The organism is Pedobacter sp. UYP24, from assembly GCF_054057295.1.
Genome location: NZ_JBSRZD010000009.1, coordinates 133,431 through 157,236, shown reverse-complemented (window position 1 = coordinate 157,236; position 23,806 = coordinate 133,431). Strand labels below are relative to the sequence as shown.

At 39.8% G+C, this 23,806-nt stretch carries 20 protein-coding genes; 15 read left to right on the top strand and 5 right to left on the bottom strand.

Features of this window, described 5'->3' with window-relative positions; all coding sequences use genetic code 11:
- Positions 1 to 902: 902 nt before the first annotated feature.
- Together ACVWYN_RS15390 and ccsA are read right to left on the bottom strand one after the other, a co-directional pair.
- Complete coding sequence (locus ACVWYN_RS15390) at positions 903 to 2,720, bottom strand: endo-1,4-beta-xylanase (RefSeq protein ID WP_457289766.1); 1,818 nt, start codon at positions 2,718 to 2,720, stop codon at positions 903 to 905.
- 481 nt (positions 2,721 to 3,201) lie between these two features.
- The gene (gene ccsA, locus ACVWYN_RS15385) at positions 3,202 to 6,447 is read right to left on the bottom strand and encodes a cytochrome c biogenesis protein CcsA (RefSeq protein ID WP_457289765.1); all 3,246 of its coding nucleotides are present in this window, start codon (positions 6,445 to 6,447) and stop codon (positions 3,202 to 3,204) included.
- Positions 6,448 to 6,708: 261 nt separating this feature from the next.
- On the opposite strand from ccsA, the gene ACVWYN_RS15380 reads away from it, so the two are divergent.
- The 12 genes from ACVWYN_RS15380 (at position 6,709) to ACVWYN_RS15325 (ending at position 15,687) form a co-directional block, all read left to right on the top strand.
- Positions 6,709 to 7,026 carry an HPF/RaiA family ribosome-associated protein gene (locus ACVWYN_RS15380; RefSeq protein ID WP_457289764.1) on the top strand — a complete coding sequence of 106 codons (318 nt, stop codon included), beginning with the start codon at positions 6,709 to 6,711 and terminating at the stop codon, positions 7,024 to 7,026.
- An 11-nt stretch (positions 7,027 to 7,037) separates the two neighbouring features.
- Positions 7,038 to 8,543, top strand: coding sequence for a trypsin-like peptidase domain-containing protein (locus ACVWYN_RS15375; protein ID WP_457289763.1), 1,506 nt, complete (start codon positions 7,038 to 7,040; stop codon positions 8,541 to 8,543).
- A gap of 243 nt (positions 8,544 to 8,786) precedes the next feature.
- Entirely contained in the window at positions 8,787 to 8,975 is a 189-nt protein-coding gene (locus tag ACVWYN_RS15370) for a hypothetical protein (protein ID WP_457289767.1), read from the top strand.
- A gap of 33 nt (positions 8,976 to 9,008) precedes the next feature.
- A complete protein-coding gene (gene atpD, locus ACVWYN_RS15365; RefSeq protein ID WP_457289762.1) occupies positions 9,009 to 10,454 on the top strand; it encodes a F0F1 ATP synthase subunit beta in 1,446 nt (481 codons plus the stop codon).
- A gap of 6 nt (positions 10,455 to 10,460) precedes the next feature.
- Positions 10,461 to 10,844, top strand: a complete 384-nt coding sequence (locus ACVWYN_RS15360) for a F0F1 ATP synthase subunit epsilon (RefSeq protein WP_457289761.1) — start codon at positions 10,461 to 10,463, stop codon at positions 10,842 to 10,844.
- Between the two features lies 1 nt (position 10,845).
- The gene (locus tag ACVWYN_RS15355) at positions 10,846 to 11,136 is read left to right on the top strand and encodes an AtpZ/AtpI family protein (protein ID WP_457289760.1); all 291 of its coding nucleotides are present in this window, start codon (positions 10,846 to 10,848) and stop codon (positions 11,134 to 11,136) included.
- A 16-nt stretch (positions 11,137 to 11,152) separates the two neighbouring features.
- On the top strand, positions 11,153 to 11,446 hold the full coding sequence (locus tag ACVWYN_RS15350; RefSeq protein ID WP_457289759.1) for an N-ATPase subunit AtpR: 294 nt from the start codon (positions 11,153 to 11,155) through the stop codon (positions 11,444 to 11,446).
- Positions 11,443 to 12,147: a F0F1 ATP synthase subunit A gene (locus ACVWYN_RS15345; protein WP_457289758.1), complete on the top strand. Its 705-nt coding sequence runs from the start codon at positions 11,443 to 11,445 to the stop codon at positions 12,145 to 12,147. The genes ACVWYN_RS15350 and ACVWYN_RS15345 overlap by 4 nt, the downstream gene beginning before the upstream one ends.
- Before the next feature lie 12 nt (positions 12,148 to 12,159).
- Complete coding sequence (locus ACVWYN_RS15340) at positions 12,160 to 12,429, top strand: F0F1 ATP synthase subunit C (RefSeq protein ID WP_457289757.1); 270 nt, start codon at positions 12,160 to 12,162, stop codon at positions 12,427 to 12,429.
- A gap of 6 nt (positions 12,430 to 12,435) precedes the next feature.
- Positions 12,436 to 13,212, top strand: coding sequence for a F0F1 ATP synthase subunit B family protein (locus tag ACVWYN_RS15335; protein ID WP_457289756.1), 777 nt, complete (start codon positions 12,436 to 12,438; stop codon positions 13,210 to 13,212).
- A gap of 4 nt (positions 13,213 to 13,216) precedes the next feature.
- Positions 13,217 to 14,794: an alternate F1F0 ATPase, F1 subunit alpha gene (locus ACVWYN_RS15330; protein ID WP_457289755.1), complete on the top strand. Its 1,578-nt coding sequence runs from the start codon at positions 13,217 to 13,219 to the stop codon at positions 14,792 to 14,794.
- On the top strand, positions 14,794 to 15,687 hold the full coding sequence (locus tag ACVWYN_RS15325) for a F0F1 ATP synthase subunit gamma (protein ID WP_457289754.1): 894 nt from the start codon (positions 14,794 to 14,796) through the stop codon (positions 15,685 to 15,687). The genes ACVWYN_RS15330 and ACVWYN_RS15325 overlap by 1 nt, the downstream gene beginning before the upstream one ends.
- Before the next feature lie 14 nt (positions 15,688 to 15,701).
- Here the strand turns inward: ACVWYN_RS15325 and ACVWYN_RS15320 are convergent, their stop codons facing one another.
- The 3 genes from ACVWYN_RS15320 to ACVWYN_RS15310 all read right to left on the bottom strand — a co-directional run bounded on the left by ACVWYN_RS15320 (position 15,702) and on the right by ACVWYN_RS15310 (position 18,899).
- Positions 15,702 to 16,766 (bottom strand): glycoside hydrolase family 130 protein, encoded by a 1,065-nt coding sequence (locus tag ACVWYN_RS15320; RefSeq protein WP_457289753.1) that lies wholly within the window; start codon positions 16,764 to 16,766, stop codon positions 15,702 to 15,704.
- Positions 16,763 to 17,533 (bottom strand): HAD-IIB family hydrolase, encoded by a 771-nt coding sequence (locus ACVWYN_RS15315; protein ID WP_457289752.1) that lies wholly within the window; start codon positions 17,531 to 17,533, stop codon positions 16,763 to 16,765. Before ACVWYN_RS15315 ends, ACVWYN_RS15320 begins: the two co-directional genes overlap by 4 nt.
- 748 nt (positions 17,534 to 18,281) lie before the next feature.
- Positions 18,282 to 18,899 carry a hypothetical protein gene (locus tag ACVWYN_RS15310; RefSeq protein WP_457289751.1) on the bottom strand — a complete coding sequence of 206 codons (618 nt, stop codon included), beginning with the start codon at positions 18,897 to 18,899 and terminating at the stop codon, positions 18,282 to 18,284.
- Between the two features lie 100 nt (positions 18,900 to 18,999).
- Between ACVWYN_RS15310 and ACVWYN_RS15305 the strand changes: the two genes are divergently transcribed.
- The 3 genes from ACVWYN_RS15305 to ACVWYN_RS15295 all read left to right on the top strand — a co-directional run bounded on the left by ACVWYN_RS15305 (position 19,000) and on the right by ACVWYN_RS15295 (position 23,785).
- A complete protein-coding gene (locus ACVWYN_RS15305) occupies positions 19,000 to 19,893 on the top strand; it encodes a winged helix-turn-helix domain-containing protein (RefSeq protein ID WP_457289750.1) in 894 nt (297 codons plus the stop codon).
- Positions 19,894 to 20,053: 160 nt separating this feature from the next.
- Positions 20,054 to 21,853, top strand: a complete 1,800-nt coding sequence (locus ACVWYN_RS15300; RefSeq protein ID WP_457289749.1) for a hypothetical protein — start codon at positions 20,054 to 20,056, stop codon at positions 21,851 to 21,853.
- A 273-nt stretch (positions 21,854 to 22,126) separates the two neighbouring features.
- Positions 22,127 to 23,785 (top strand): glycoside hydrolase family protein, encoded by a 1,659-nt coding sequence (locus ACVWYN_RS15295; protein ID WP_457289748.1) that lies wholly within the window; start codon positions 22,127 to 22,129, stop codon positions 23,783 to 23,785.
- The last annotated feature ends 21 nt before the right edge of the window (positions 23,786 to 23,806 follow it).

The window sequence follows — 23,806 nt, the reverse complement described above, 5'->3', positions numbered from 1 at the left end:
TAATCGCCTATAGCTTCTTTCCGAAAAAACCAGCAATCAAATATCAAACTGATGCTTCAACACAAATAACACTTTTTTAAATCGAACTCAGGTTACTAGTTAAAAAAGAATAAAAGAAGTGAGCATCAATTTGAGTTAATTAGTTTAATCAAAGCCCCACCAGCTTTTAATACGTCAATGAACTTCTGCTGCCGGCTATCACAGCTGGCAGTTTAATCTACTATGTCGACTTGTTAAAATATTGAAACGGAAGCAATGCCTATTATTTTTAGCTGATCAGCGATGGCGGAGTGCGTTCCGGATGCCAACAAATTATTCGGATTTAACCGATAGATTGTTATAATTGTGGCTTATAAAAAGCTCGTTTGATTACATGTACAAATGTAGGAAAAATAGTCGACATTTCCAAATAAAATCATAGATTTTTTTGAATTAAATAGACTGATTTACAGTAAGTTAATTGTATTTTTTGCATTTCTGAAAAGACCGTTTTTACACCTTATTTATTGGCTGTTTTTGTACTATAATTATTGCTGAAATTCACTTGTAATGTCAAGTCTTTTACATTCCTGTTAGAAGGGGGTTTAACTCCGGGTTCATTTGTGTCTTGTTCGTGGTTTAGTCGTGATTTCTGCGACTTAAGGTACCTCATACACGAAGAAACCATAGCTAAACTGCATTTAAACCGCCAATGATCCCAAAGCGAAGACAGCCTTTATACCTGAATATTATCAATAGCACCTACAGTGTTTCTAGCAGGTTTGGTGCAGGTAACTAGGTACATTGTAGCACTCAGCATATCCCTTACCGCACCAAATTACCTATTTACCTGCTCCAAACCCTCTATTAGTGCTAGGGGAGAACTTGCTGGGCAATAATTCAAAAAGTTGGTTTGAATTTCGTTACAACCTGATCAAACAATCGCTTCCACCCGTCGAAAGAATGTGATAGCTGGTTTTGGTTTTCCCATCAGCACCGGTTACTAAAACCTCATACTTACCCAAGAAACCGTTCACTACTGCCTTGCCTGTATTGTTCGTCTTTCCTGCCCAGTTGGTTTTCCATTTATTAAGTACCCAAGTTCTCCAGACCTCCGCATTGGGTTTTTCCTCCCAGTTTTTCCTAAACATGGATGCGTTTGGAATCCAGTGCGCTGGTTCCCAAAAACCCCACATGATGAAACCGTTTACAGCGGGATGGCTGAAGCAGGCTATTAAAAAATCCCTCGTATAATCAGCTTGTAGATTTTCATCATCCGTGTTCATGTCAAATTCAGTAATTTCTATAGGCAGGTTGGCTGTTGCCAGTTGATCAAGATCTTTAAGCACAAGCTCGGGAGACCTGGGCGACCTTCCTAAATGTCCCTGAACTCCCATGCCGTCAATTGGTGCTCCGTAACTTCGCAGTTCTGAGATTAGTGCCAAATAAGACTTGATCACCTCTGGCGATGACGGGCCGTTCAACATGGCGTATTCATTAATGAACAATTTAGATCCGGGATCATACTGCCGCGCTGTCTTAAACCATTTTGCCGCCTCATTTCTGGGCATAATCTGGAAATAATCTTTTTCGTGAAGCATCTCATTGAGTACATCCCAGCATACAACCTTTCCTTTTAGCGCGGTAACCTCCTCCCTAATGTGGACCAGCAAAGAATCTTTAAACCCAGGGCCAAACTTAGGTCGGTTCCGGTATAAAGAAGGAGTGAAGTTGCTTCCAGGCCAAACCAGGTTATGTCCACGCAGTTTGAGTTTGGCGGAGTTAATCCAGTCTACTGCTTTTAGGGAGACCTGGCGTGCCTCTGGGTTTGTCCATTTTCCCCATTTCAATCCATTGTCGATGGTTACTGTATTGAAAAGCTCTTTTATTTTAGCGCGGTAAATTTCTGTACCTGTCTTATTGTCTGCAATCAAGTCAGCAGATACTGCAGTACCAAATCCGAATTCTGATTCAATAAGTCTGCAGGTAATCTTTGCATTTTTTTCCGGTCTACCGGCTGAATTCATGACTTGGATATGTAAATCAGCCTTTCTAATCCGATTAATCCGTTCCAGTGCAACTTTTCTCCAGGCTGCATCCGCTGCTCTTCCAGCGTAACTGAATTTTGTAACCGGTAGGTCTTTAATAGCTATGGATTTTCTGAAATTAAGCAGTTGTATGCTGGAAATTTCAATTTTCTGAGCAATGGAGCCGAATGAAAAATAAAGGCCTACGGCACCCGGAATCATATCATGGCTGGCTGTGAAAGATACCTCATAGCTTTTCCAATCAGGGGAAACACCTAACTCAGTCATTATCATTTTGTCGTAAGGAGAGGAAGACTGTTGCACATAGAAATTTACTTCCCCCTCTCCAGACTCGCGCTTCGCATAAATCATACGCAATGAAAATCTCGCCAACAAAACATCTCCTTTTTTAATCTCTTTGAGAATGGGCCAGCTTAGTTGCGTATCGTAGTGGTTTTTCATAGGAGAGAACACCTCGGCTGTGAAAATGGTTGGCTGTCCAGCTGTATTTTTGATAGTTATGGTATTTTTTTTACCCTCAGAACGATCTGAAAATAGATAATTTTTAATTGGATCGTTTGGAAAAAGGTCGATAGGCGCCAGACTAATTATTTTTGTTGGCAATTTTGGAAGCACCTGACTGATTACCTCTTTCAGTGAACCAAAAATTACCAATGCTATCATGAGACTGACTTTCCTCAACGTATTATTCATGTGCTTAAGATAAATAATTTCTCTTAGATAAATACGGAGCCGATTACATTGATAATTCATCTTTTGGTGCTATAGATATAGCGATGAATGCGCATGGTGTGCAGTTGCAAAATCTTTACGACAAGCCGATCATTGGATAGGTTTTTTGATAAGAATTGGTCTTATGCCTTTCACGGCAGCAATCTGTATCTCAATTTCAATTGGCAGGGCCTGCAATACTTGGCTTTATTGCACATTATTATTCGTTGGTGTCTGCCCTGGGCTTCACAGGTTTACTATTGTTGTTTGTATCAATAGCGTAAGCAACAAAGAAATTTAAAATGGATATTGAAAAATAGATGTGGGAAATCCTGCCTAAACGATGTTAAAAAATTTAAAGAAATATGATTTTTTTCAAACTAAAGGAGTTTGATGTTGTTTTATAGATGAGAGCGTTAATTTAGATAAAGCGGGGAAAGATCGGATGGATCAATCCCCGCTTTTATTTATTATTCCTTGCTCTATATCTCCAATAAGACACAACAGCCAATAAGAATACAAATGTAATGGTAATGTATACCCAGAATGGAATGGGTACAGGATCTCCTTGAGCATAAGAATGTAAGCCTGTTAGGTAGTAGTTTACACCAAAATAGGTCATGATAATGGTCGAGAATCCCACAAGCGAGAGCAGGTTAAATACATATTTACTTCTTAGTCCAGGTATCAGGCGGACATGTAGTATAAAGGCGTATATGATCACAGAGATGAAAGCCCAGGTTTCTTTTGGATCCCAGCTCCAGTATCTGCCCCAACTTTCATTTGCCCAGATACCACCTAAAAACGTGCCTACACTGAGTAGAAATAGGCCCACTGTCAAGGATAGCTCATTCACGATGGCGAGTTCGGTAACAGATGATTTAACCTTTGCAGAAATCTTATCGTTATCTATAATGAAAAGTAATAATACTACTGTTCCAATGAGTGCGCTCAAGCCAAAAAAGCCATAACTACTGGTAATAATGGCCACATGAATCATTAGCCAATAGGATTTCAAAACAGGTACCAACATCGTAATCTGCGGATTCATTTGGGAGCCTCCATGTGCAAAACCCATCAGGATTACAGCAACCAGACAACCTGCGGCTGGAATAAAAGCATTACTGTTTCGATACATGAGTAAACCTGCAACTACGCCAATCCAGCTAATGAAAAGTACAGCTTCATAGCCGTTGCTCCATGGTTCGTGACCAGAAATATACCAGCGTACTCCCAGACCCACCGCCTGAAGAAAAGCTGCGGTGGTGATCAGTACCAGTACAAAGCCAACCAATTTGTTCAGCGCTTTAGACGTTTTAAATAATTTTAGAAAAGCCAATGAAAGTATTAGTGTTCCTAAAACCGCGTAGCAGATCATCAGGTTAAGGAACAAGTTCCAGGAATTATAGCTGATTTCCAATGAGACTTTTGTTGCAGACGGTACAATTGCTTTACCGTATTTCTGCTGTGCATCGCTGATGCTTTGGAGTATAGTATCAGCCGTTTGCCATTTGCCCGAAGAACGTGCCATGTTGACGGCATCTATATAGTGGTCAAACGAATTTGGCGTAGCCGCGCTGTCCAGGTTTATTGGCGACAGTGCTTCCCATGTATTGTTTTTATCGCCAATTATAGGAAAAACACGAAGATACTTACCGCTAAGTAGTTGACCCATTGCCTCTAATTTATCATTCAGTTCGATCAGGTCTTTGTCATAGCTATTTTGATCGGATGCTTTTTTTGCAAAAGCCGTCATGTAATCATCTTTCAGAACGAACTCAGCACTGCCATCATCATGCATCCTGATCAGATTCACCATGGAGGTGTAACCATCCGGTGTAGCGTTTACGGCTTTCAGTATATCTTTTCCGCCTTTGGTATTCACCTTAAAAATTGGCACATTGATCCAGATGAAGGGATTAACTGAAATGGACAGAAAAAACTGATTGGCACTGAGTGTATAGAAGTGATCCGTGCCATGAAGTTTTCTAAGGATTTCCAATGCCATGGTATTTACAGGCTCAATCCTACCATCAAAATTCTGAACCAAAATATGACCAAATTTATCAGCATGCTGAGCATCTATCTTTAAAGCGGCTGCAAATTCAGGCGCATCCGCATTTTTCAAAGGTTTGTAGGGTTGTACAGCTGAAGGGGTAGGTGTTGGTTCGTCGCTATGCGTCTCACCTGGCTGATGAATGTGCTGAGGTCCATCTTTACCATGCATGTCTATTTCCTGACTAAAAGCTGCACCTACTGGTAAAAGAATAAGTAGTAATAAGAGGGCTTTAGATTTGGCTAGTGTTTTCAGTTGTTCGTTTAGCTTATGGAAATGCGTCCCTTTCCAAAATAGGGTGATAAACAAACCAAGAAATAACATGGTATATCCTATGTAGGTTACGTTTGTACCCAACTCATCGTGGTTTACAGATAAGATAGTGCCCTTTTCATCTTCATCAAAGCTTGATTGGAAGAAACGAAATCCGCCGTGGTCCAACACATGGTTCATAAATATTTTATAAGGTGTTTCTTTATTTCCATCCTGGATGATCACATCAGACGAATATGCTGCGGGACTATTGCTGCCCGGGTATTTTTCCATTTTAAAATGTGCCAATTTAAGTGCGAAAGGGGTTTTGTAAATCGTAGAACCATAGGCAAGCGTGATTTTCAAGCCGCCCACTTCGCTTTGATGTTGGAAATTAGTCAGCCCTTTTCCACCGTAGAAAGAAACAGTATCTACTGCAGTCGGTGTGGTGATTTCTACTTTTACTAGGTCGAGATCATTCTGATGGGTACGTTTATCGCCTTCATAATACATGATGTGGCCATTAACAGCAGGTTCTGGAATGACGAAAGCAAGGTCTCCGTAGGTATATAAACTTCTCAGATTAAATGACGTAGGAAGATTGTCGCCGATCAATGGCTTTCTTTCCTGCGTAGCCATGATCATGTAATTACCTGCATAAGGTGACGAGATGTGGTAAGCTCCATCGGTATCTTCAATATTAATTGCCCCTGCAGTAGGTTTGTTAAAACTCAACAACATATTATTCATGAGCTGAACACTACCTGAGGGCACATATTTATTTACACGTTTGCCGTTTTCCAAAACAACAACATGTAAAATACGAACTCCGGACTGCTCCCTGACCAGAGAATCTTGCGCCCTGGCATAGAAGTCAATCACTTTCATTTTGACACGTTCGCCTTGAAATTCATATTCAGAGGTAAATGTTTTTTTGAAAGCCTTAAGGTAACTTGGAATTCTATTAGAAATCAGAATGGTGCGAACGTCGTCATAAGCTAAAACCTGGTCGCCTTTTCCGATCTGTACTTTAAAAAAAGTGGCATCAGAGACCACATTAGTGCTTGATTCTCCTTCACGAATGTGCATGGAACCTTCAAAACTTATATATCTGGTGATAAAACCACCTATAAAAATTACCACGAAGGCAAGATGGAATAGGAGCAATGGCCATTTTTTACGTTGTATTAACTGATATCTTTTGATATTTCCTATGAAATTGATAATCAAGATGACCATTACCAGCTCAAACCACCAGCAGTTATAAATCAATGCTTTGGCTACAGGAGTTCCATAGTCATTCTCTACAAAAGTTGCCATGGCCATTGAAAAAGCATAAATTAGGAGCATTGTACCCATCGTTCGGGTAGAGAAAAGAATATTGGTTAAGGTTTTAAACATTGTTGCGATCAGAAGTTTTTAAGCATTGTCGGGAAATATACAGTTCGCAATTGAAAAAAAATAAACTACATATTTTTATGGCAATATTAGGACTTTAGTGGCTATGTGGAATAACAAAAAGAGATGCTAAGTATCATAAATGTGTCTGGACGAAATTGGTGGATGCCATAAATGATGGCAGGACTTCCAAAACAAATTCATAGGTACACTGTTCTTTATTTTAGGTAAAGAAGATATTTAAAAGCATTAAAACTTAAAGATATGAAAGTACAAATCAACACAGACCACAATATTGAAGGAACTGAGCGTTTGCAGGAATTTTTGGAGAACAAAATCGCTACAGCATTTACCAGGTTTGAAAGCCATCTTTCCAGGATAGAAATTCACCTAAGCGACGAAAATGCAGGTAAGACCGGACCAAAAGATAAGCGCTGTCTGTTGGAAGCACGCCCGAATGGTATGGAGCCGTTAACTGTTACTGCTAATGCGGATACAATAGAAAGCGTTGTCAGTAGCGCAATTGAAAAAATGAAGCATGTTTTGGATACAGAAATTGGAAAACTTAATGCTGCACGTTAGGTCATGAAATCATGAGAAATCTTAGATTGGTTGTTATCACTGCGGTTGTAGCGGTGGTCGTTAGCTTTGCTACATTTAAAATAATGGATTCAACGCAAAATTCAACTGACGATCCTATAGATTCTACAGCGCAATCTATACATTTCGCTAATGTTCAAACAATACATAAATCGACCGATAGGTTTCCGGAATTTACTAGTGCCGCCGCCTTGGTTATCCAATCCATTGTCCACATTAAGGTTAAGCTCAACAAGAATGCTGCGGATAACGGGGCTTATGATCCATATTATGGTTCTTCTGGAGGTTCAACTCAGGTAATGGCTTCAGGATCTGGGGTGATATGGAGTAAAGATGGATACATCGTTACTAATAATCATGTGGTAGAGGGGGCAACCTCAATTGAAGTGATCCTTACCGACAAAAGAATATTTGAGGCCAAGCTAATTGGAAATGACCCAAATACGGATCTTGCAGTGATCAAAATAGCTGCTGCCGATCTAAAACAGCTTGAAATTGGCAACTCAGATCAAGTGGAAGTGGGACAATGGGTTTTAGCTGCTGGATATCCATTTTCTCTCAATACAACCGTTACTGCAGGTATTGTAAGTGCAAAAGAAAGAAGTATCGGGATTATTGGCAATGAGGGTTCAAAAGATCAGCCAGGTACCTCATCGGCAATGAGTGCGGCTGTTGAGGCTTACATACAAACCGATGCGGCAATTAATCCTGGCAATAGCGGTGGGGCGTTAGTAAATACAAACGGAGAACTGATTGGGATCAATGCTGCCATTGCTTCACAGACTGGAAGTTACGAGGGTTATGGTTTTGCTATTCCCGTAAATTTAGTGGATAAGGTTGTTAAAGACCTCATTACATATGGCAAAGTAAAACGTGGTCTATTAGGAGTAAGTTTTCCTTCACCCGCTACAGAAGATCAATTTCTGATACAGCAGGGAATTAAACCCGGCAGTGTAAAGGGAGCTTACATAACTGGTGTGCAAAATGGAAGTGCTGCAGCCTTGGCTGGGTTAAAGCCGGGAGATATCATTCAGGGGATTGACGATAAAAAAATCAATTCCTCTGTAGAATTGTCTGAGCGTATAGCAAGGCATCACCCTGGGGATAAGATTAAACTTGATTATAAGCGTGGAGTTCAGGTAGCTAGTATCGATGTAACCTTGAAGGCACAAGAGTCGGTTGCAAAGGCCAATTCTGATAATGCTGCTGAAGATATTGCAACGAAATTAGGAGCCACATTTGCACCTTTAAGCAATGCCTTTAGGCAGCACTATAAAATGAATACCGGTCTGGCAGTTATTGCTTTGGATCCCAGAGGGTTGTTTGCGGAGATCGGCATACAGCGGGGTGCTATTATTATAAGTATCAATGGTAGCCAAATTAATAGTATTAATGATATAAATGAAGCTTTTATGGCTGCAAAAAATGGGATAGCACGTTTTGAATGCATTACTCCAGAAGGGTCTAGAATTGTATTTAACCTCTCACTCGGCGCCTAAATATTAAATAAATTCACATGAAGAACAGCAACCCACATTGTTGTAAACTTCCACAAGAGCCGACTATTTAAATGTGTGAATAATACAACTTATTCGACAAATTATATAAAAACTCTTCCAACGTAGTATCTCACCTTTGCTATACATAAACGCATTATCACAAAATATGGAGCCACTCGTGTTTGCATATTCAATTATAACAACATGATGGAAAAATGATGATGCAATGAAAGATAAAAAAATATTACACGGACTTTTGAATTATTTGAAGAAATGCTAACTGATTCCGGGTTTATTATCTTTAAATATTACTTAGATATCAGTAAGGAAGAGCAGAAAGACAGGTTTGATGAAAGGAAAAAGAATCCGCTAAAGCAATGGAAAATAAGCCCAATTGTGCTGGTATTTATCCGGCAACGCCACAACACATAAAAGAAAAGCTTTTCAAATAATATAAATTATAAAATGAAAGCTAGTTTAAAGCATTCTGATGAGAAATTAAACTTCGGTAAAATTGTATCTGTACGGGGCAGCGTGATAGATGCATATTTTGATCAATCATTACCTGCTGTTTATACCTTATTGCATACAGGCGAGCAAGGGGAAATTATCATAGAAGTTTTGTCGCAATTGGATGATAAAACTATCCGAGGTATTGCACTGACTCCTACCCAGGGTCTTGCGCGCGGCATGGAAATACAGACCAACGGAAACCAATTAATGGTACCGGTTGGAAAGCGTACACTTGGCAGAATGTTCGATGTATTTGGAAACACGATAGATCATTTAAAACCCTTGGCCGAAGGGGAAAGACGAAATGTCCATCAGGCTCCTCCGCCATTAGATAAACGTGCCACGCAATCACAGGTGTTCGAAACAGGAATCAAAGCTATTGATGTACTAATACCATTAGAACGCGGTGGTAAAGCTGGCTTATTTGGTGGTGCTGGCGTAGGTAAAACGGTTTTATTGACGGAAATGATTCACAATATGGTGGGCCAGAATAAGGGTGTAAGTATGTTTTGCGGTATTGGTGAGCGCTGCCGCGAAGGTAATGAACTTTATAATGCCATGAAAGACGCAGGCCTACTGGAAAATATGATCATGATGTTTGGACAGATGAACGAGCCTCCAGGTGCCCGTTTTAGGGTGGGTCATGCAGCTTTAACCATGGCTGAATATTTTCGCGATGATGAGCATCAGGACGTTCTGTTATTGGTTGATAACATCTTCAGGTTTATTCAGGCAGGCATGGAGGTTTCTGGTTTAATGGGACAAATGCCATCACGTTTGGGTTATCAGCCTACGCTGGAAACGGAATTGTCTGCTTTAGAGGAGCGAATAGCCAACACTAGTGCCGGCGCTATTACTTCCATACAGGCTGTTTATGTACCTGCAGATGACTTAACAGATCCAGCAGCTGTGCATGCATTCTCCCACCTTTCTGCAACCATTGTGCTTTCTCGAGAAAGGGCCAGTGAGGGTCTTTATCCTTCAATCGATTTCCTGCAATCCAATTCAAAAATGGCCACACCAGGTATCATAGGAGAAAGGCACTATCAACTCTCTCAACAAATTAGGCAAACATTAGCTCAATATGAGCAATTGAAGGACATTATTTCCATGCTGGGTATGGAGCAATTGTCTACCGGAGACAGACTAGTGGTTAACCGTGCAAGGCGACTGGAGCGTTTTTTAACTCAACCTTTCTTTGCTACTGAACAGTTTAGCGGTGTAAAAGGTGAGGTGGTTAGTCTAAAAGATGCGCTAGACGGTTGCGAACGCATTTTGTCTGATGAATTTAAGGACACACCAGAAAATGCCTTCTATATGATTGGAAACATTGATAAAGCGATAAAGCATAAAAACAAAGATACCGCAGTCACTGGCAGATCAACAGTTACACAATAGAAAAAGATGGACCTAAAGATTTTACTGCCTTACAAAGTTTTTGCCGAAATAAAAAATGTCCGGAACGTCATAGCCGAAACGAGTAATGGATCTTACGGGTTTTTGCCGCAAAGGCTGGATTGCATTGCGGTCTTAGTGCCTGGTATTTTTACGTATGAAACAGATAAGGTTCATTATTTAGCAGTAGATGAAGGCCTGTTGGTCAAAGCGGGGTCTCAGGTATTGGTTTCTGTCAGGAATGCTGTAGGTGGAGTTGAACTGGGAAAGTTGGCAAATCTGGTTAGAAACGAGTTCAAAAATGCTGATGAGAATGAAGAAAAGGTTCGTCATATGGCTTCAAAGCTAGAGAGCGGCTTACTCTCCAGACTAAAAAAATTTCAGCAACTATAGCATGGCAGAGTTAAAGGACGACGATGAGATTTTCGGCCGGATGATTTCGGAAAAGGAAAAAAGAAAGCTAAATGCACTGAGTCAAAAAGGTAGAGCAGAATGGTTTGGACTCGGCATGTTTGGAATGGTAGGATGGTCTGTTATTGTGCCCACATTTTTGGGTATTGTTAGCGGAATTTGGCTGGATAAGCATTTTCCGCAATCATTTTCCTGGACAGTTACCTGTTTAATATTGGGCTTGGTTGCAGGCTGTATAATTGCCTGGAATTGGGTAATCAAAGAAGACAAATAGTAAAATAATTTTAATTATGATAATAGTAGCATTGATAGGTGGGTTGATATTGGGGGTTATATTTTTTGGCGGCTTATGGCTTACGGTAAAAAAGGCTTTAGGAACAGTATACGTTTCATTGTGGTTCCTGGGAAGCTCATTGATAAGAACGGCTATTGCACTAACGGGATTTTATTTTTTGTCGCAAAACGGATTACTGCAGTTGCTCATTAGCGTTGCAGGGTTTATTGCAGCACGCTTCCTGGTTTTGCGCGTCACCAGACAGCTTGAGCTAAAGCAAATCGCAAACGTACCAAATCATCAGGCATGAATTTATCACCGGATCAAACCATTTTTTGGAGCTGGAGTTTTATATCCATCAACCTCACTATAGTTACTACCTGGGGAGTTATGCTATTTATGATAATTGGTGCCAGGCTAATTACACGCAACCTAAAAACAACGCATAAAATTTCCCGCTGGCAATGTATTTTGGAAATGGTAGTCACAACAATAAATGAGCAAATTAAGGAGGTAGGATTGGAAAACCCGAGACAATATATCGGGTTTATTGGTACACTTTTTTTATTTATTGCTATCTGTAATTTCTGGATTGTATTACCCTGGTATGAGCCGCCAACAGGTTCACTTTCTACTACAGCCGCTCTTTCCATCACTGTGTTTTTAGCAGTTCCTTTTTTTGGGATACAGAAAAGTGGTTTCTTAGCCTACCTCAAAACTTATATTAAGCCAACTTTTATTATGCTTCCTTTTAATATCATCAGCGAATTATCGAGAACATTGGCGCTGGCAATCAGGTTATTTGGTAATGTGATGAGTGGTGGAATGATCATCGCTATTCTACTAAGTATCTCCCCTTTGTTCCTCCCAATCGTGATGAAAGCACTTGGCCTTCTTACCGGTATGGTGCAGGCTTACATATTTAGCATATTGGCTACGGTATACATTGCCGCGGCTGTGCAGGAAAGCATTAAAAAGAAGAAATTAATACATCAAAAAAATATAAATTAAAATACGATAAAAATGGATAATGTATCATCAATAGCAATCGCATCAATCATTACTGCAGGACTAACCACAAGTTTCGGCTGCATGTTTCCTGCCTTAAGTGAAGGTAAAGCAGTAGCAGCCGCTTTAGGGTCTATAGCACAACAGCCAGATGCCGCACCTACCATAACCCGAACTTTGTTTGTGGGCCTCGCAATGATAGAATCTACAGCTATTTATTGTTTCGTGGTTTCTATGATATTAATCTTTGCAAATCCATTCTGGACTCACATCATCGCTAAATAGCAGCACATGCAAATTAACTGGTTCACGGTAATCGCCCAGATCATCAACTTTCTGTTGCTAGTTTGGCTGATGAAAAAATATCTCTACAAACCTATTATTCAGGCTGTTGATGAGCGCGAGAAAAAGATAGCGTCTGAACTTGCAGACGCAAAGAGTAAAATGGTAGAAGCTAAAAAGGAGCAGGATGAATTTCAAAAGAAAAATGAAGCGCTTGACCTGAATAAAAAGAAAGTTATGGATCAGGCATTGGCAGATGCAGCGGCAGAGCGGGAAAAATTAATGGATGCCGCCAAAAAAGAAGGAGCTGTTTTAAAACTTAAGCTAGAAGATGCAGCTAGAGAATTGCAGGAAAACATGAGTAATGAATTGGCAGAAAGAACACAAACTGAAGTGCTCACTATCACTAAAAAAGCTTTGGCCGAATTGGCATCTACAAATCTTGAGGAACAATCCGTAACCGTTTTTATCAGTAAAATAAAAGCCATTACTGGCAAGGATAAAAAGCAATTTATGGATGCATTTCAATTGAATTCCTCCCCATTATCAGTTAAAAGTGCTTTCAGCCTTTCAGAAAAGAATCAAAAAAGTATTAAGTTTGCGATTAACAGTATACTCGGAGACGAGACTAAATATGAATTTGCGACCGATCCAGGCATGATAAGTGGTGTTGAACTAGCTACAAACGGCTATAAGCTTTCCTGGAGCTTTTCTGCCTATATCAACTCACTCGAAAAAAGTATGGCTTCTATAAAGAACGTAGCACCTAAATACGTTAAGCAATAACGATATGCCTTCAACTACTTTAAAGAACAGTATAGTTAATACTTTAAATCAACTAGAGAAAAGCATAGCCGACCATGAATTCACATTTGCAGTCCATGAGGTAGGTTATGTAACAAGCGTAGCAACAGGAATTGTAAAAGTTTCTGGGCTTAAAGGTGCTGGATTTGAGGAATTGCTAAAGTTTTCGGAAAATCTCTACGGCATAGCCTATAATCTGGACGAAGATGAGATCGGTGTGATCTTGCTTGGAGAAGATACTTTATTGAATGCTGGCGACGAAGTTGAACGTACCGGACGGGTAATGGATATCCCTGTTGGAGATCAGTTAATTGGCAGGGTAATAGATCCCATGGGTATATCGATTGATGGGAAAGGCCCTATTAAAACTGGGCAACGATTACCCATTGAACGACCTTCACCAGCAATTATGGATCGCATGGCTGTAAATTCGCCCTTACAAACTGGTATAAAAGTTATTGACGCACTCATTCCTATTGGCCGTGGCCAGCGCGAATTAATTGTTGGTGACCGGCAAACCGGAAAAACACAAATTGCTATTGATACTATACTTAACCAAAAGGGCAATGATGTGGTGTGTGTATACTGCGCAATAGGACAACGGGCTGCTGCGGTTGCAAAAGCGATTGCTACTCTTGAACAAAAAGGAGCGATGGATTACACTGTAGTGATGGTGGCAGAAGGAAATCATGCTGCGGGGCTAAAATATATCGCGCCCTATGCGGCAACCAGTATAGCTGAATACTTTATGGAAAAAGGTCAAAATGTGCTTATTGTATATGATGACCTGACACACCATGCCAGAGCCTATCGGGAACTTTCTTTGTTGTTGCGCAGACCGCCAGGTAGGGAAGCCTTTCCCGGTGATATATTTTATATTCATTCCAGGTTGCTGGAGCGGTCAACTCACCTCAATGATAAATTGAAAGGCGGGTCCCTTACAGCGCTACCTATAATAGAAACAGAAGCGCAAAATATTTCTGCCTACATTCCAACTAATCTGATCTCCATTACAGACGGACAGATTTACCTTTCACCAAAACTTTTTGAATCTGGTAATTTACCAGCAGTGGACGTTGGTAAATCTGTTTCTCGTGTTGGATCTAATGCGCAGCTACCTGTTTATAAATCAATTGTAAACTTAAAATTGCAGTACGCGCAGTTTCAGGAATTGGAAAGCTTTTCGCGTTTCGGTACCAGGTTAGACGAAAGCACTAAGAAAATAATTGATCACGGCGAACGCATAAGAAGCTGCCTAAAACAAAACGAACTTAGCCCTTTAACAGTTGCAGAACAGATTGTTGTGCTGCTGGCCTTAACAAACGGACTCTTTGACACTATTGCCGTGGATAAAGTACCCGATGCTGAAGCAGCTATTCTTAGTAATATGAGCCAGTTTCCTGCTACTATGCTGAAAGGATTGCTAGCGTACCAGCCTTTAAAGGAAGCAGATCATGAGTTGATTTTAAAAATCGTGGATGGTATACTCGCTCCGTTTAAGGAAAAACACGAAACAGAAACACTCGGCGCAGAGAAGCCGGAAATGGAAGTTCCCGCAAAGTAATGGATACATTAGAAGATTTAAACCGGAAGCTGGAGGGTGCAAAAGATATTAAATCTGTTGTAAAAGCCATGAAGGCAATGGCTGCCTCAAACATAACTCAGTATGAAGAGGCCGTTGCTTCCCTTGGCGATTATTATCACACCGTGGTATTGGGTATCAAAGCTTACCTAACGGCAGAAAAAATTCAAACGGTAATTGAGAAACCAAGCAGATTAAAGAATGAAGATCAAACCGTTTGTGTCATTGTTTTTGGTTCAGACCTTGGTCTTGTTGGACAATTTAACGACCAGCTATCTGGATATGTGCAGCAGGCTTTACCAACCATCGTTGGTAAAAAAGAAATCTGGGTAATTGGGGAGCGGGTACAGGCACTTTTGGCGGATGGAGGACTAAATATCACAAGATCATATCCAGTTCCCGGTTCAATAGATGCAGTTACGCCACTAATTCAGGATCTTTTGATTGAAATGGAGGCAAGTCGTACAACTAGGCATATTAAACAGTTCTATGTGTTTCACAACCGGCCAAAGTCCGCTTCAGGATATGAAACCGTTCAACAACGACTACTACCGCTAGACGAAAAATGGATGCTCGACTTAATTGCCATAAAATGGCCCACTAATATCATTCCTGAAGTTATAGGAGACTCGGCCAATACTTTAAGCGCACTCATCAATGCTTATCTTTTCGTTTCAGGATTTAAGGCATGCGCAGAATCACTGGCAGCTGAAAATGCCAGTCGACTGGAAGCCATGCAACGGGCAGAAAAAAGTATCAGCGAAATGCTGGACAGTCTTGGAAAGAAATTCCAGAGTTTGCGACAAAGTATGATTGACGAAGAGCTTTTTGATGTGGTTTCAGGGTTTGAAGCTTTAAAAAAAGACCATCACTAAAACCAAATATATTTTTAAAGCGTATCTGGAATTTCCATTTTAGCCACGCCAATTCGGTTATCTGCCATCCCATAATAAACATCAATCCGGTTGGGCTGACCGATATCGTCGCGCTTATCTATCCCCGTCGGGAATACCACATTAGCGATGGTACCAATAGTTTCTTCCGGTAATTCTGGAACTAAAATTGGGTTGGCAGAGCGATAAAGTACTTTTTGCGGATTCTCAACCGAGAGGATCATCGCCCCTGCAGAATAGCATAGTTTTGGTTTAGCTGGGGTAGAACCCTCCAATTCATGTACGCCGTGGTAAATAATTAGCCAGCCATGTTTGGTTAATATAGGCGGGGCTCCTGCGCCAATTTTCACATCTTCCCATGGTTGTTCAGGGAGTGCTAAACGGTGATTGGAAGTGAATTTAGCGTATTCTATGGTACTATCCTCACCCATATTGTAATAAGAGATCCATATGCTCTCCTTATTTACGTCTGTTCTATGCTTTGTGCCCTGTTTAACTTTTTCTTCTGGCGTGGAGTCAGGAAAAAGCGGACGGTGTAACATCCCTATAGAAGGATGTCCATGAGGACTCGGAATAGCTATCGGGAAAACGCTGGCATCTTTGTTATTAATCCCGTTAAAATCAACATGTTCATAGGGAAAATACCTCACCAGGCCCAAACGTTCCCAGTTAAATAAATCCTTTGACCTTGCTACCGCAATACGAGGCCCGTTGGGACCAAATGCCGTATAGGTCATAATATAATGCTGCAAGGGCTCAACATAAGTTACTCTTGGATCTTCGCAGCCACCTCCGCCGTTAGGGCGTTTTTCATACTCAGCTTCCGGTTCTATTGCGATACCCAAACGTTCCACACCAACAGGATCACCGGCATTGTTAAATTTTACCCTGGCAATGCCAATCCTAGAATAATTATTGTTTGAAACTAACCGTGGAAAAAGATAGAGGGCACCATCCGGCCCACGTGTTGCCGCTGGATTTAACACACCTTCTACCTCCAATTCATTTCCCGGTTCAGGTTCCATTATTGTACCAATACGTTGTAGCTGAAATGGGATCATGATTTCTTCTCTATATAATTTTCTGCCAAACAGGCGATGATTGTTTCTATAACTCTTTTGGTTTCCTCAGGATCACGAACCTGAATGCAAGCTACACCTGTTTTTCTTGCCGGGTTATCGTTTCCTCCTTCAAAGAGCGCATCGCCAATAAATATCATTTCTGAGATAGCTATATTTAACACTTCATGAAGCTTTTGGATGCCATAAGCTTTGTCGATGCCGGGTTTAGTGATGTCAATGGAAGTTGCCCCACCCATTTCTATAGAAAACTGTTTAAGTGATTTATCAAGCAGGATCTTGATTTTTTTACGTTTTGCAAAATCACTGTCCCAATCCTGTTTTTCCTTTAATGGCGCACTTTGGCCCAAGGCAGAGAAGGTAATCTGGCTGCCTCTATCTTCGATCTGATCTCCCCAGGTTTGGCTGATGTCAAGTGCTGATTCTTCAACTGCTTTGTTTAAGGCGTTAATAATCAGCTCTTTTTCCTCTTTGTTAAAATTTTCTGCATACAACTGCTTCCATTCTTTTTGGTACTGATAAAATTTAGTGCCGCAGGTAGGGAGAATAGATAATTTAGTTGGAGCAACCTTTTTAGGTAAATGGTTTAACACCTGTTTTTCAAATTGAGGCCAATCGCCTCCTGATATAATGGCAACATTGGCTACTTCAAGCAGCTGACTTAAATGGGCTGCCATTTCCTCATCAATAGCAGATTTGCTTTGAGCCAGCGTTCCATCCAAATCAAAAATAATTAACTTTTTCATCATTAAATTCTATTATCAAGCAGATCGGCTGCCTCCAAAAAAGTAGTATATCCTATCTCGCGCCAAAATTGCTGCTTCTGGCGGGCGCTGAACGTATCTATACCATAATTTTACTACAGATGATATCGTATTTTGTTTTTGGGAAAGTTGAAATATATAAATTGATATGCTAGGTTTTCTTCACTTGTAAAGAATAGTTTTGTTTCTGTTTTATAACAGGCTTCTATTGGCATGTTCTAGGTTAAACACACCGAAGCCAATGAAAGCTTTATTCATAGCCTACTTGGCTTATAATACGTCAATGAACTATTGCTACCTGCTATCACAGCTGGTAGTTTAAATCTAATTAGTCGACTAATTAAAAAATTGAAACCGGAATACTTGCCTATTGTTTTTAGAACAATGCCTGTTATTTTTAGCCGATCAGCGATGGCGGAACGCGTTTCCGATACTTACAAATTGTTCGGATTTAACCGATAGTTTAGTATGATTGTGGCTTATGAAAAGCTCGTTTTATTATAAGTGCAAAGGTAGGAAAAATAGTTGACATTTCCAAGTAAATTCGCTGATTATTTAGAATTAAATACATTGATTTACAGTGTGTTAGTAGTATTTTTTTCTACTTACAAATAACTGACTTTATGCCCCATTTACAGCTTATTTTTGCACGATAATTAGGGCCTTGCACAACCTATATGGTCTTCCAAATTTATTCTATAATTCTAGGCCTAAATTTTCATAGTTTATTTGCTCAGCAACCGCCTTTGCGAGGGACACGTTTAAAAATTACTTTACTATCTCGTTCTACATATTCGCCAGATACTATTGGGTATGAATACTTTGGTGCGTAAGATAGGTAATGGCTTCTTATAATTATTTTGTCGTTAACTTTCAGGCTATGCAATTGGTCAAGTTGAGACTTTTCCGGATCAAATTTTACAATGTAATCGACACCATTAATCCTGGCCATCACACCGAAACCTAATCTTGATCCTGGCGGAAGAGAAAGTGAGGTTATAACAGCCTCCATATCGGTAAAAGCACTTATATTCTTCCTTATTTTATCAGCACCTGCATGCACTTTTTTACCTGCGGGAGACGCTTCCCATTTTTTGAATTTTACACCGTCAGGGGTAGCCTCCCATTTTTTCAGTTCGGCTTGCCTTTCAGCAGCAGAGAGGGTTTTTGGGGCTGGCCTTTTATAACTTTCATTTTTACTTTCGCGATTAGCAGATACTAGTCCGCTTACCACAACCAGCATTAAGATCAGCACATAAATGACTTTTTTCATATTTTTTGTGGGTTTAATTAACACTGACATATCTGCTGATAAGTCAGATCCGGTTAAGGCATTTTTTTTATTTTTCATATCCTTTTTAAGTTGGTGCAACAAAATTACTTTGATATATTTCAGCGCAGGGAATTTGGATTGTAAATAAAAATGTAAACTTTGTAAATAAAATATAAATATGATGAGTGATAGTCAAAACCTCTTCTTTGGGAAACGCAAGTACCTGTTTGTTTTTACATTACTCTTTTTTGCTTTCATAACCTGTATGGCTTTCAGTATGGCAGGTGATGATGGTTTTGATCTAGCCAAAAAGGAAATTTTGCTACGCAAGATCGGGCATGAATTACTCTTGCAATCAGGCGACAGTACATCAAGGGTGCTCCCGGTAAAAAAACTCGCAGATCATGAATATCAAATCAGTTTCGAGAATGAGCTTACTTTCCAAGCGGATTCTCTTGTAAATATTACCCGGCGTCTATTAGCCAAAGATCCGCTAGCAAGTGATTATGTTGTCAATGTTCTGAAAAGTGGCAAGCCTGGTGTAGCCTATGGATATGCTATATCCAAAAATAAAAAAGATGATATTGTAACCTGCATAGGAAGAAAGCAACCGGTAGCGCATTATCTGATTAACATTAAGTTTAAACCTGTGGGCCTAAATACATCAAAGAGCGGATATCTTCTGGGTGGCCTTCCTTTTTTAGCATTTGTAGGTTTCATTTTCTTGAGGTCTGTTAAGCCTCGGAAAGTCTTACCTAACGATAAGTACGCTAAAACATTTGCTTTTGGTGCTGTATTGTTTGACGCGCAGGAACGTAAGCTCATCATAAATAATAACAACATAGACCTGACTGGAACCGAAACGCGTCTATTGCTCATTTTCGCGTTATCGCCTAATGAAATTATAGAGAGAAGTAGGCTGCAAAAAGAGATCTGGGAAGATGAAGGTGTTATTGTGGGTCGCAGTCTGGATATGTTCATATCAAAACTTAGAAAGAAGTTGGAATTTGATCCCAATATCAACATTGTTGTTGTACGCGGAAAGGGGTATAAGCTTGAGATCAACCAATAGGCGTGTAAAGAAGGCTATATTATCTGCAGATAAGAGAGGCCTATATAGATATTGGCGGACATCTAATCTCTATAGCTTTTTTTTGGTGTTTTTGTTTTTAATTGGTTTCCAGTCGGTAGCTCAATCAAATAAGGGCTGGGTTGTATTAGATCCAAAAGAAATGGACGCAAATATTAGCAATCGGTATAGCGTTACTGTAAATGGAATCTCCGTTCCAGTGATTAAAATACGGGGAAGCAAAGTGCCAAGTTATGTTCATTTTGCATTTGCTGGGAAAATAGATTTGAAGATAACAGTAAATGAATTGGTTAGTAGTTATGTTCTCAGTCCAAAAAGCTATGGGATCGTATCATCTAAGTCAGGGAATGAGTTAACGTTTTCACTTGATAAGCCGCGAAAAATGATTCTTCACCATGTAAATTCATCTATAGAATCTTTGGCAATTTTTGCAGATGGCATAGAGGAAAATGTTCCAAAGTTGAATGACATAAGAGTAATTAATGTTTTGGACTACGGGGTTGATAAGAGTGGTAATAATAACAATTCCAGGCAAATTCAAAATGCTATTGATGCAATACCCAACAAGGGAGTATTATACTTCCCTCCAGGTCTTTATACAGCTAATGGATTAAATTGTAAAGCAAATACCACTATTTATGTTGCTGCTGGAGCTGTAATTCAGTCTACAACAGATGGAGACGCAAAAACTATGTTTAATATAAATGCTGATAATGTAACTATAAAAGGACGAGGTGTATTAGAGGGCAGAGGCGATATAAATAGGCCAGCTGGGAGGATGTACAATCTGCTTCAAAACAACGGTAATAACTGGAAGATGGAAGGGATCATATTGAGAAATCCCACTGCATGGAATGTAATGACTTATGGAACACACCTTTCTTTCAGAAATGTAAAATGTATCACCGGGATGGAAGTAGGGAATACCGATGGTATTGGAATGGCAGGTAGGAGCGTTAACATAGACGATTGCATTATTATAAATACCGACGATCCTTTTACCGCACACAATACAGGTACCGCTGATAAAGATTGGGATATCCATGTAAACAATTCAGTTGCATTTAATCAGGTTGCAGGAGGCAGAATGATTGCAATAGGTTACTATGCATCGCCGGGTGTAACTTCTAATTTCAATATGGAAAACATTGACCATGCTAACGGTTACAGAATTCTTGGTAATATAACTGGTAATCTTTTAGAGGTATGGTCTGGTGGCAATGGTGGTGGTACGGTTACTAATTGTACTTTTAATAACATCAGATCAGAAAATCCGCCAAACAGTTTATTTGCCGGTGTAACTTTTTGGGACTTTAGTGCTTATGGTAATCCCGACAAAGGAAATGGTAGGATTAGAAACATTAAATTAAATGAGATCAGCCAAGAGAATTTTGGTAAAATAGGAAGTCAAGATGCTTCGAAGTGCCCATGGCCAAATGGCAATAATTCGTTAAACGCAGGGTGGTATACTCCAAAAAACGTGTCTAATAGCATAAGTGGTGTTTCTTTTACAAATTATTGTGTAAATGGCTCCAGAATTACGAATACAAAAGAAGGTAATTTTAACATAGGTAACTATGTTACGGACATTACATTTCCAAAAGCGTCCAATTCTAAAATAAATATAAATGCTACTCGTCTAATTGCTTACGGTAAAGGTGAAGATGCAGGTGTTTTTGAAATCTCACGCACAGGAAGTACGGCGAAAGCACTAACGGTAAATTTTACAGTTCATGGAACGGCGGTTAATGGAATAGATTACAGCAGGATCCCGAACTCTGTAACCATTCCAGCAAACTCATCCTATGCAAAAATCAATATAATTCTACTCAAAGAGAATGTACAAAAAGGTTATAAAACTGTGTTTTTAAGCCTCGTTCAAAATAGTATGTATATGATGGATGCAAACTACCATGCTGTAGTTACCATTGCTAAAAAATGAACTACAAGTCTGAAAATTGAAAAGCTTTAGTCTCAATTATGGTAATGAATTTATAGCGTTGCCTTTCTTTCGCAGCAAAAATCAGAGAAATTGTCCCTAAAGATATATGGGTTTAATTATCAAAAACTGTCTAATTTTTATAAAAAACACGACACCTTCTCAAGAGATTTTGTTCAAAACCCATTCTTGATAAGATTGCTTAATAGGCTGTTAATTTCTTTAAAAATTACAAGCCTTAATTCTCTTTATTTACAATCCAATATAAATCATGTTATGAGAGCAAACCTTTTATTTCTTGCTATACTAGTGAGTTTTACATTTAGTTTGAGACTTGATGCACAAACTACAGAACGCACGCGGCCCGCTGAATGGACAAATTTGGTTTTTGGTGGTAGGTTTATGGATCTTTTCCTTCCTATGCGCAACAACGGTAAACTGACTAGTGATACCTGGGGTGCAGAAAACGTGGTTCCGAGGTATATAAACAATGGTATTGAAAACAAGAAATGGTCATTTTGGTGTGCCAGTATCAAAAAAGTTGGAGGTAAATACCACATGTTTACTGCTGCATGGTTGGAAAGTTCCAATAGGGGGCATGCAGAATGGCCAAGATCCATTACCTTTCATGCAGTTTCGGATAAGATGGATGGACCCTATGTAGTGAAAGATACACTTGGTGCAGGTCATAATCCCGAAGTATACCAGCTAAAAAATGGGCGATGGGTGGTATATGTTATTGACGGATACTACATCAGTAATGATATAAACGGCCCCTGGACTTATAAGAAATTCGATTTCCAGAACCGTGACCGCCGGATTATCGACGGAATGACTAACCTCACTTTTGCCCGGCGTGAAGACGGAAGTTACTTAATGATCAATAGGGGTGGTGGAACATGGATCAGTAAAACAGGAGATTCTACTTTCCACCAGGTTTCTGATAAAAGTGCCTATCCGGCAATACGTGGTGAGTTTGAGGATCCCGTAGTTTGGCGGGATAATATCCAATATCACTTGATTGTGAACGACTGGCTGGGCCGTATTGCTTATTATTTGCGCTCTAAAGATGGCATCAACTGGAAACAGGAATCTGGTGAGGCATATACTCCTGGCGTATCTGTTCATGAAGATGGTAAAGTTGAAGCCTGGCATAAGTATGAAAGAATGCGGGTATTGCAGGATAATTATGGTCGCGCCATTCAGGCAAATTTTGCAGTAATAGATGTAGAAAAGGCACTGGACAAGCCGAATGACAATCATAGCTCAAAGAACATCTGCATCCCTCTTACCAAAGGACGTTTGCTTACCATACTGGACAAAAAGGCTATAAACATATATACCAAGGAGATCAGGGTCAGGATATTAGCTGAAGCAGATTTTAATCCATTGAAAGATATTGATGTCCGTTCATTAAGGTTTGGTGGAGCCGAGCAGGTTAACTATGGTAAGGGCGCAAAAGTATTGAAGACGGAAAAATCAGGAAGGGATTTGATTGTTACTTTCGATGGAAAAGATCATGGGATACCAGAAGATGATTATGTTGCTAAACTGATTGGTAAGAGCACCTCTGGAAAGCTGTTGACTGGATATGCACGTTTACCAGGGATCAATTTTATCGAACCTATACTATCACCCAGGATGCCGGTGCTATCTGCTAAAGCGATGGGTTTTGATGCCAGTATTGAAATTCAAAACTTTGGTCAGGTTGATTCGAAACCAGCCGTGGTGAAACTGTCTTTTGTTAAAGATGGAAAGGAAGTTGTACTGCCGATGGCAAAATTTAATAAGCTGAAGCCATTTGAAAAAACTAATGTTCAGCTTAATGTAGGCAAGGATTTTAAGAAAGGTGTAGCTTATGATTTTATTGTGACTGTAAATCCTGGTGAAAGTAGCGAACAATTGCTTCATGGAAAAATCACACCGAATCCGTAATATTGTTTAAAAATTTACATC

Coding starts and splice junctions, on each gene's coding strand:
- ACVWYN_RS15390 (WP_457289766.1), bottom strand. CDS start 2,720: ATGAATAATACGTTGAGGAAAGTCAGTCTCATGATAGCATTGGTAATT.
- ccsA (WP_457289765.1), bottom strand. CDS start 6,447: ATGTTTAAAACCTTAACCAATATTCTTTTCTCTACCCGAACGATGGGT.
- ACVWYN_RS15380 (WP_457289764.1), top strand. CDS start 6,709: ATGAAAGTACAAATCAACACAGACCACAATATTGAAGGAACTGAGCGT.
- ACVWYN_RS15375 (WP_457289763.1), top strand. CDS start 7,038: ATGAGAAATCTTAGATTGGTTGTTATCACTGCGGTTGTAGCGGTGGTC.
- atpD (WP_457289762.1), top strand. CDS start 9,009: ATGAAAGCTAGTTTAAAGCATTCTGATGAGAAATTAAACTTCGGTAAA.
- ACVWYN_RS15360 (WP_457289761.1), top strand. CDS start 10,461: ATGGACCTAAAGATTTTACTGCCTTACAAAGTTTTTGCCGAAATAAAA.
- ACVWYN_RS15355 (WP_457289760.1), top strand. CDS start 10,846: ATGGCAGAGTTAAAGGACGACGATGAGATTTTCGGCCGGATGATTTCG.
- ACVWYN_RS15350 (WP_457289759.1), top strand. CDS start 11,153: ATGATAATAGTAGCATTGATAGGTGGGTTGATATTGGGGGTTATATTT.
- ACVWYN_RS15345 (WP_457289758.1), top strand. CDS start 11,443: ATGAATTTATCACCGGATCAAACCATTTTTTGGAGCTGGAGTTTTATA.
- ACVWYN_RS15340 (WP_457289757.1), top strand. CDS start 12,160: ATGGATAATGTATCATCAATAGCAATCGCATCAATCATTACTGCAGGA.
- ACVWYN_RS15335 (WP_457289756.1), top strand. CDS start 12,436: ATGCAAATTAACTGGTTCACGGTAATCGCCCAGATCATCAACTTTCTG.
- ACVWYN_RS15330 (WP_457289755.1), top strand. CDS start 13,217: ATGCCTTCAACTACTTTAAAGAACAGTATAGTTAATACTTTAAATCAA.
- ACVWYN_RS15325 (WP_457289754.1), top strand. CDS start 14,794: ATGGATACATTAGAAGATTTAAACCGGAAGCTGGAGGGTGCAAAAGAT.
- ACVWYN_RS15320 (WP_457289753.1), bottom strand. CDS start 16,766: ATGATCCCATTTCAGCTACAACGTATTGGTACAATAATGGAACCTGAA.
- ACVWYN_RS15315 (WP_457289752.1), bottom strand. CDS start 17,533: ATGATGAAAAAGTTAATTATTTTTGATTTGGATGGAACGCTGGCTCAA.
- ACVWYN_RS15310 (WP_457289751.1), bottom strand. CDS start 18,899: ATGAAAAATAAAAAAAATGCCTTAACCGGATCTGACTTATCAGCAGAT.
- ACVWYN_RS15305 (WP_457289750.1), top strand. CDS start 19,000: ATGATGAGTGATAGTCAAAACCTCTTCTTTGGGAAACGCAAGTACCTG.
- ACVWYN_RS15300 (WP_457289749.1), top strand. CDS start 20,054: ATGGACGCAAATATTAGCAATCGGTATAGCGTTACTGTAAATGGAATC.
- ACVWYN_RS15295 (WP_457289748.1), top strand. CDS start 22,127: ATGAGAGCAAACCTTTTATTTCTTGCTATACTAGTGAGTTTTACATTT.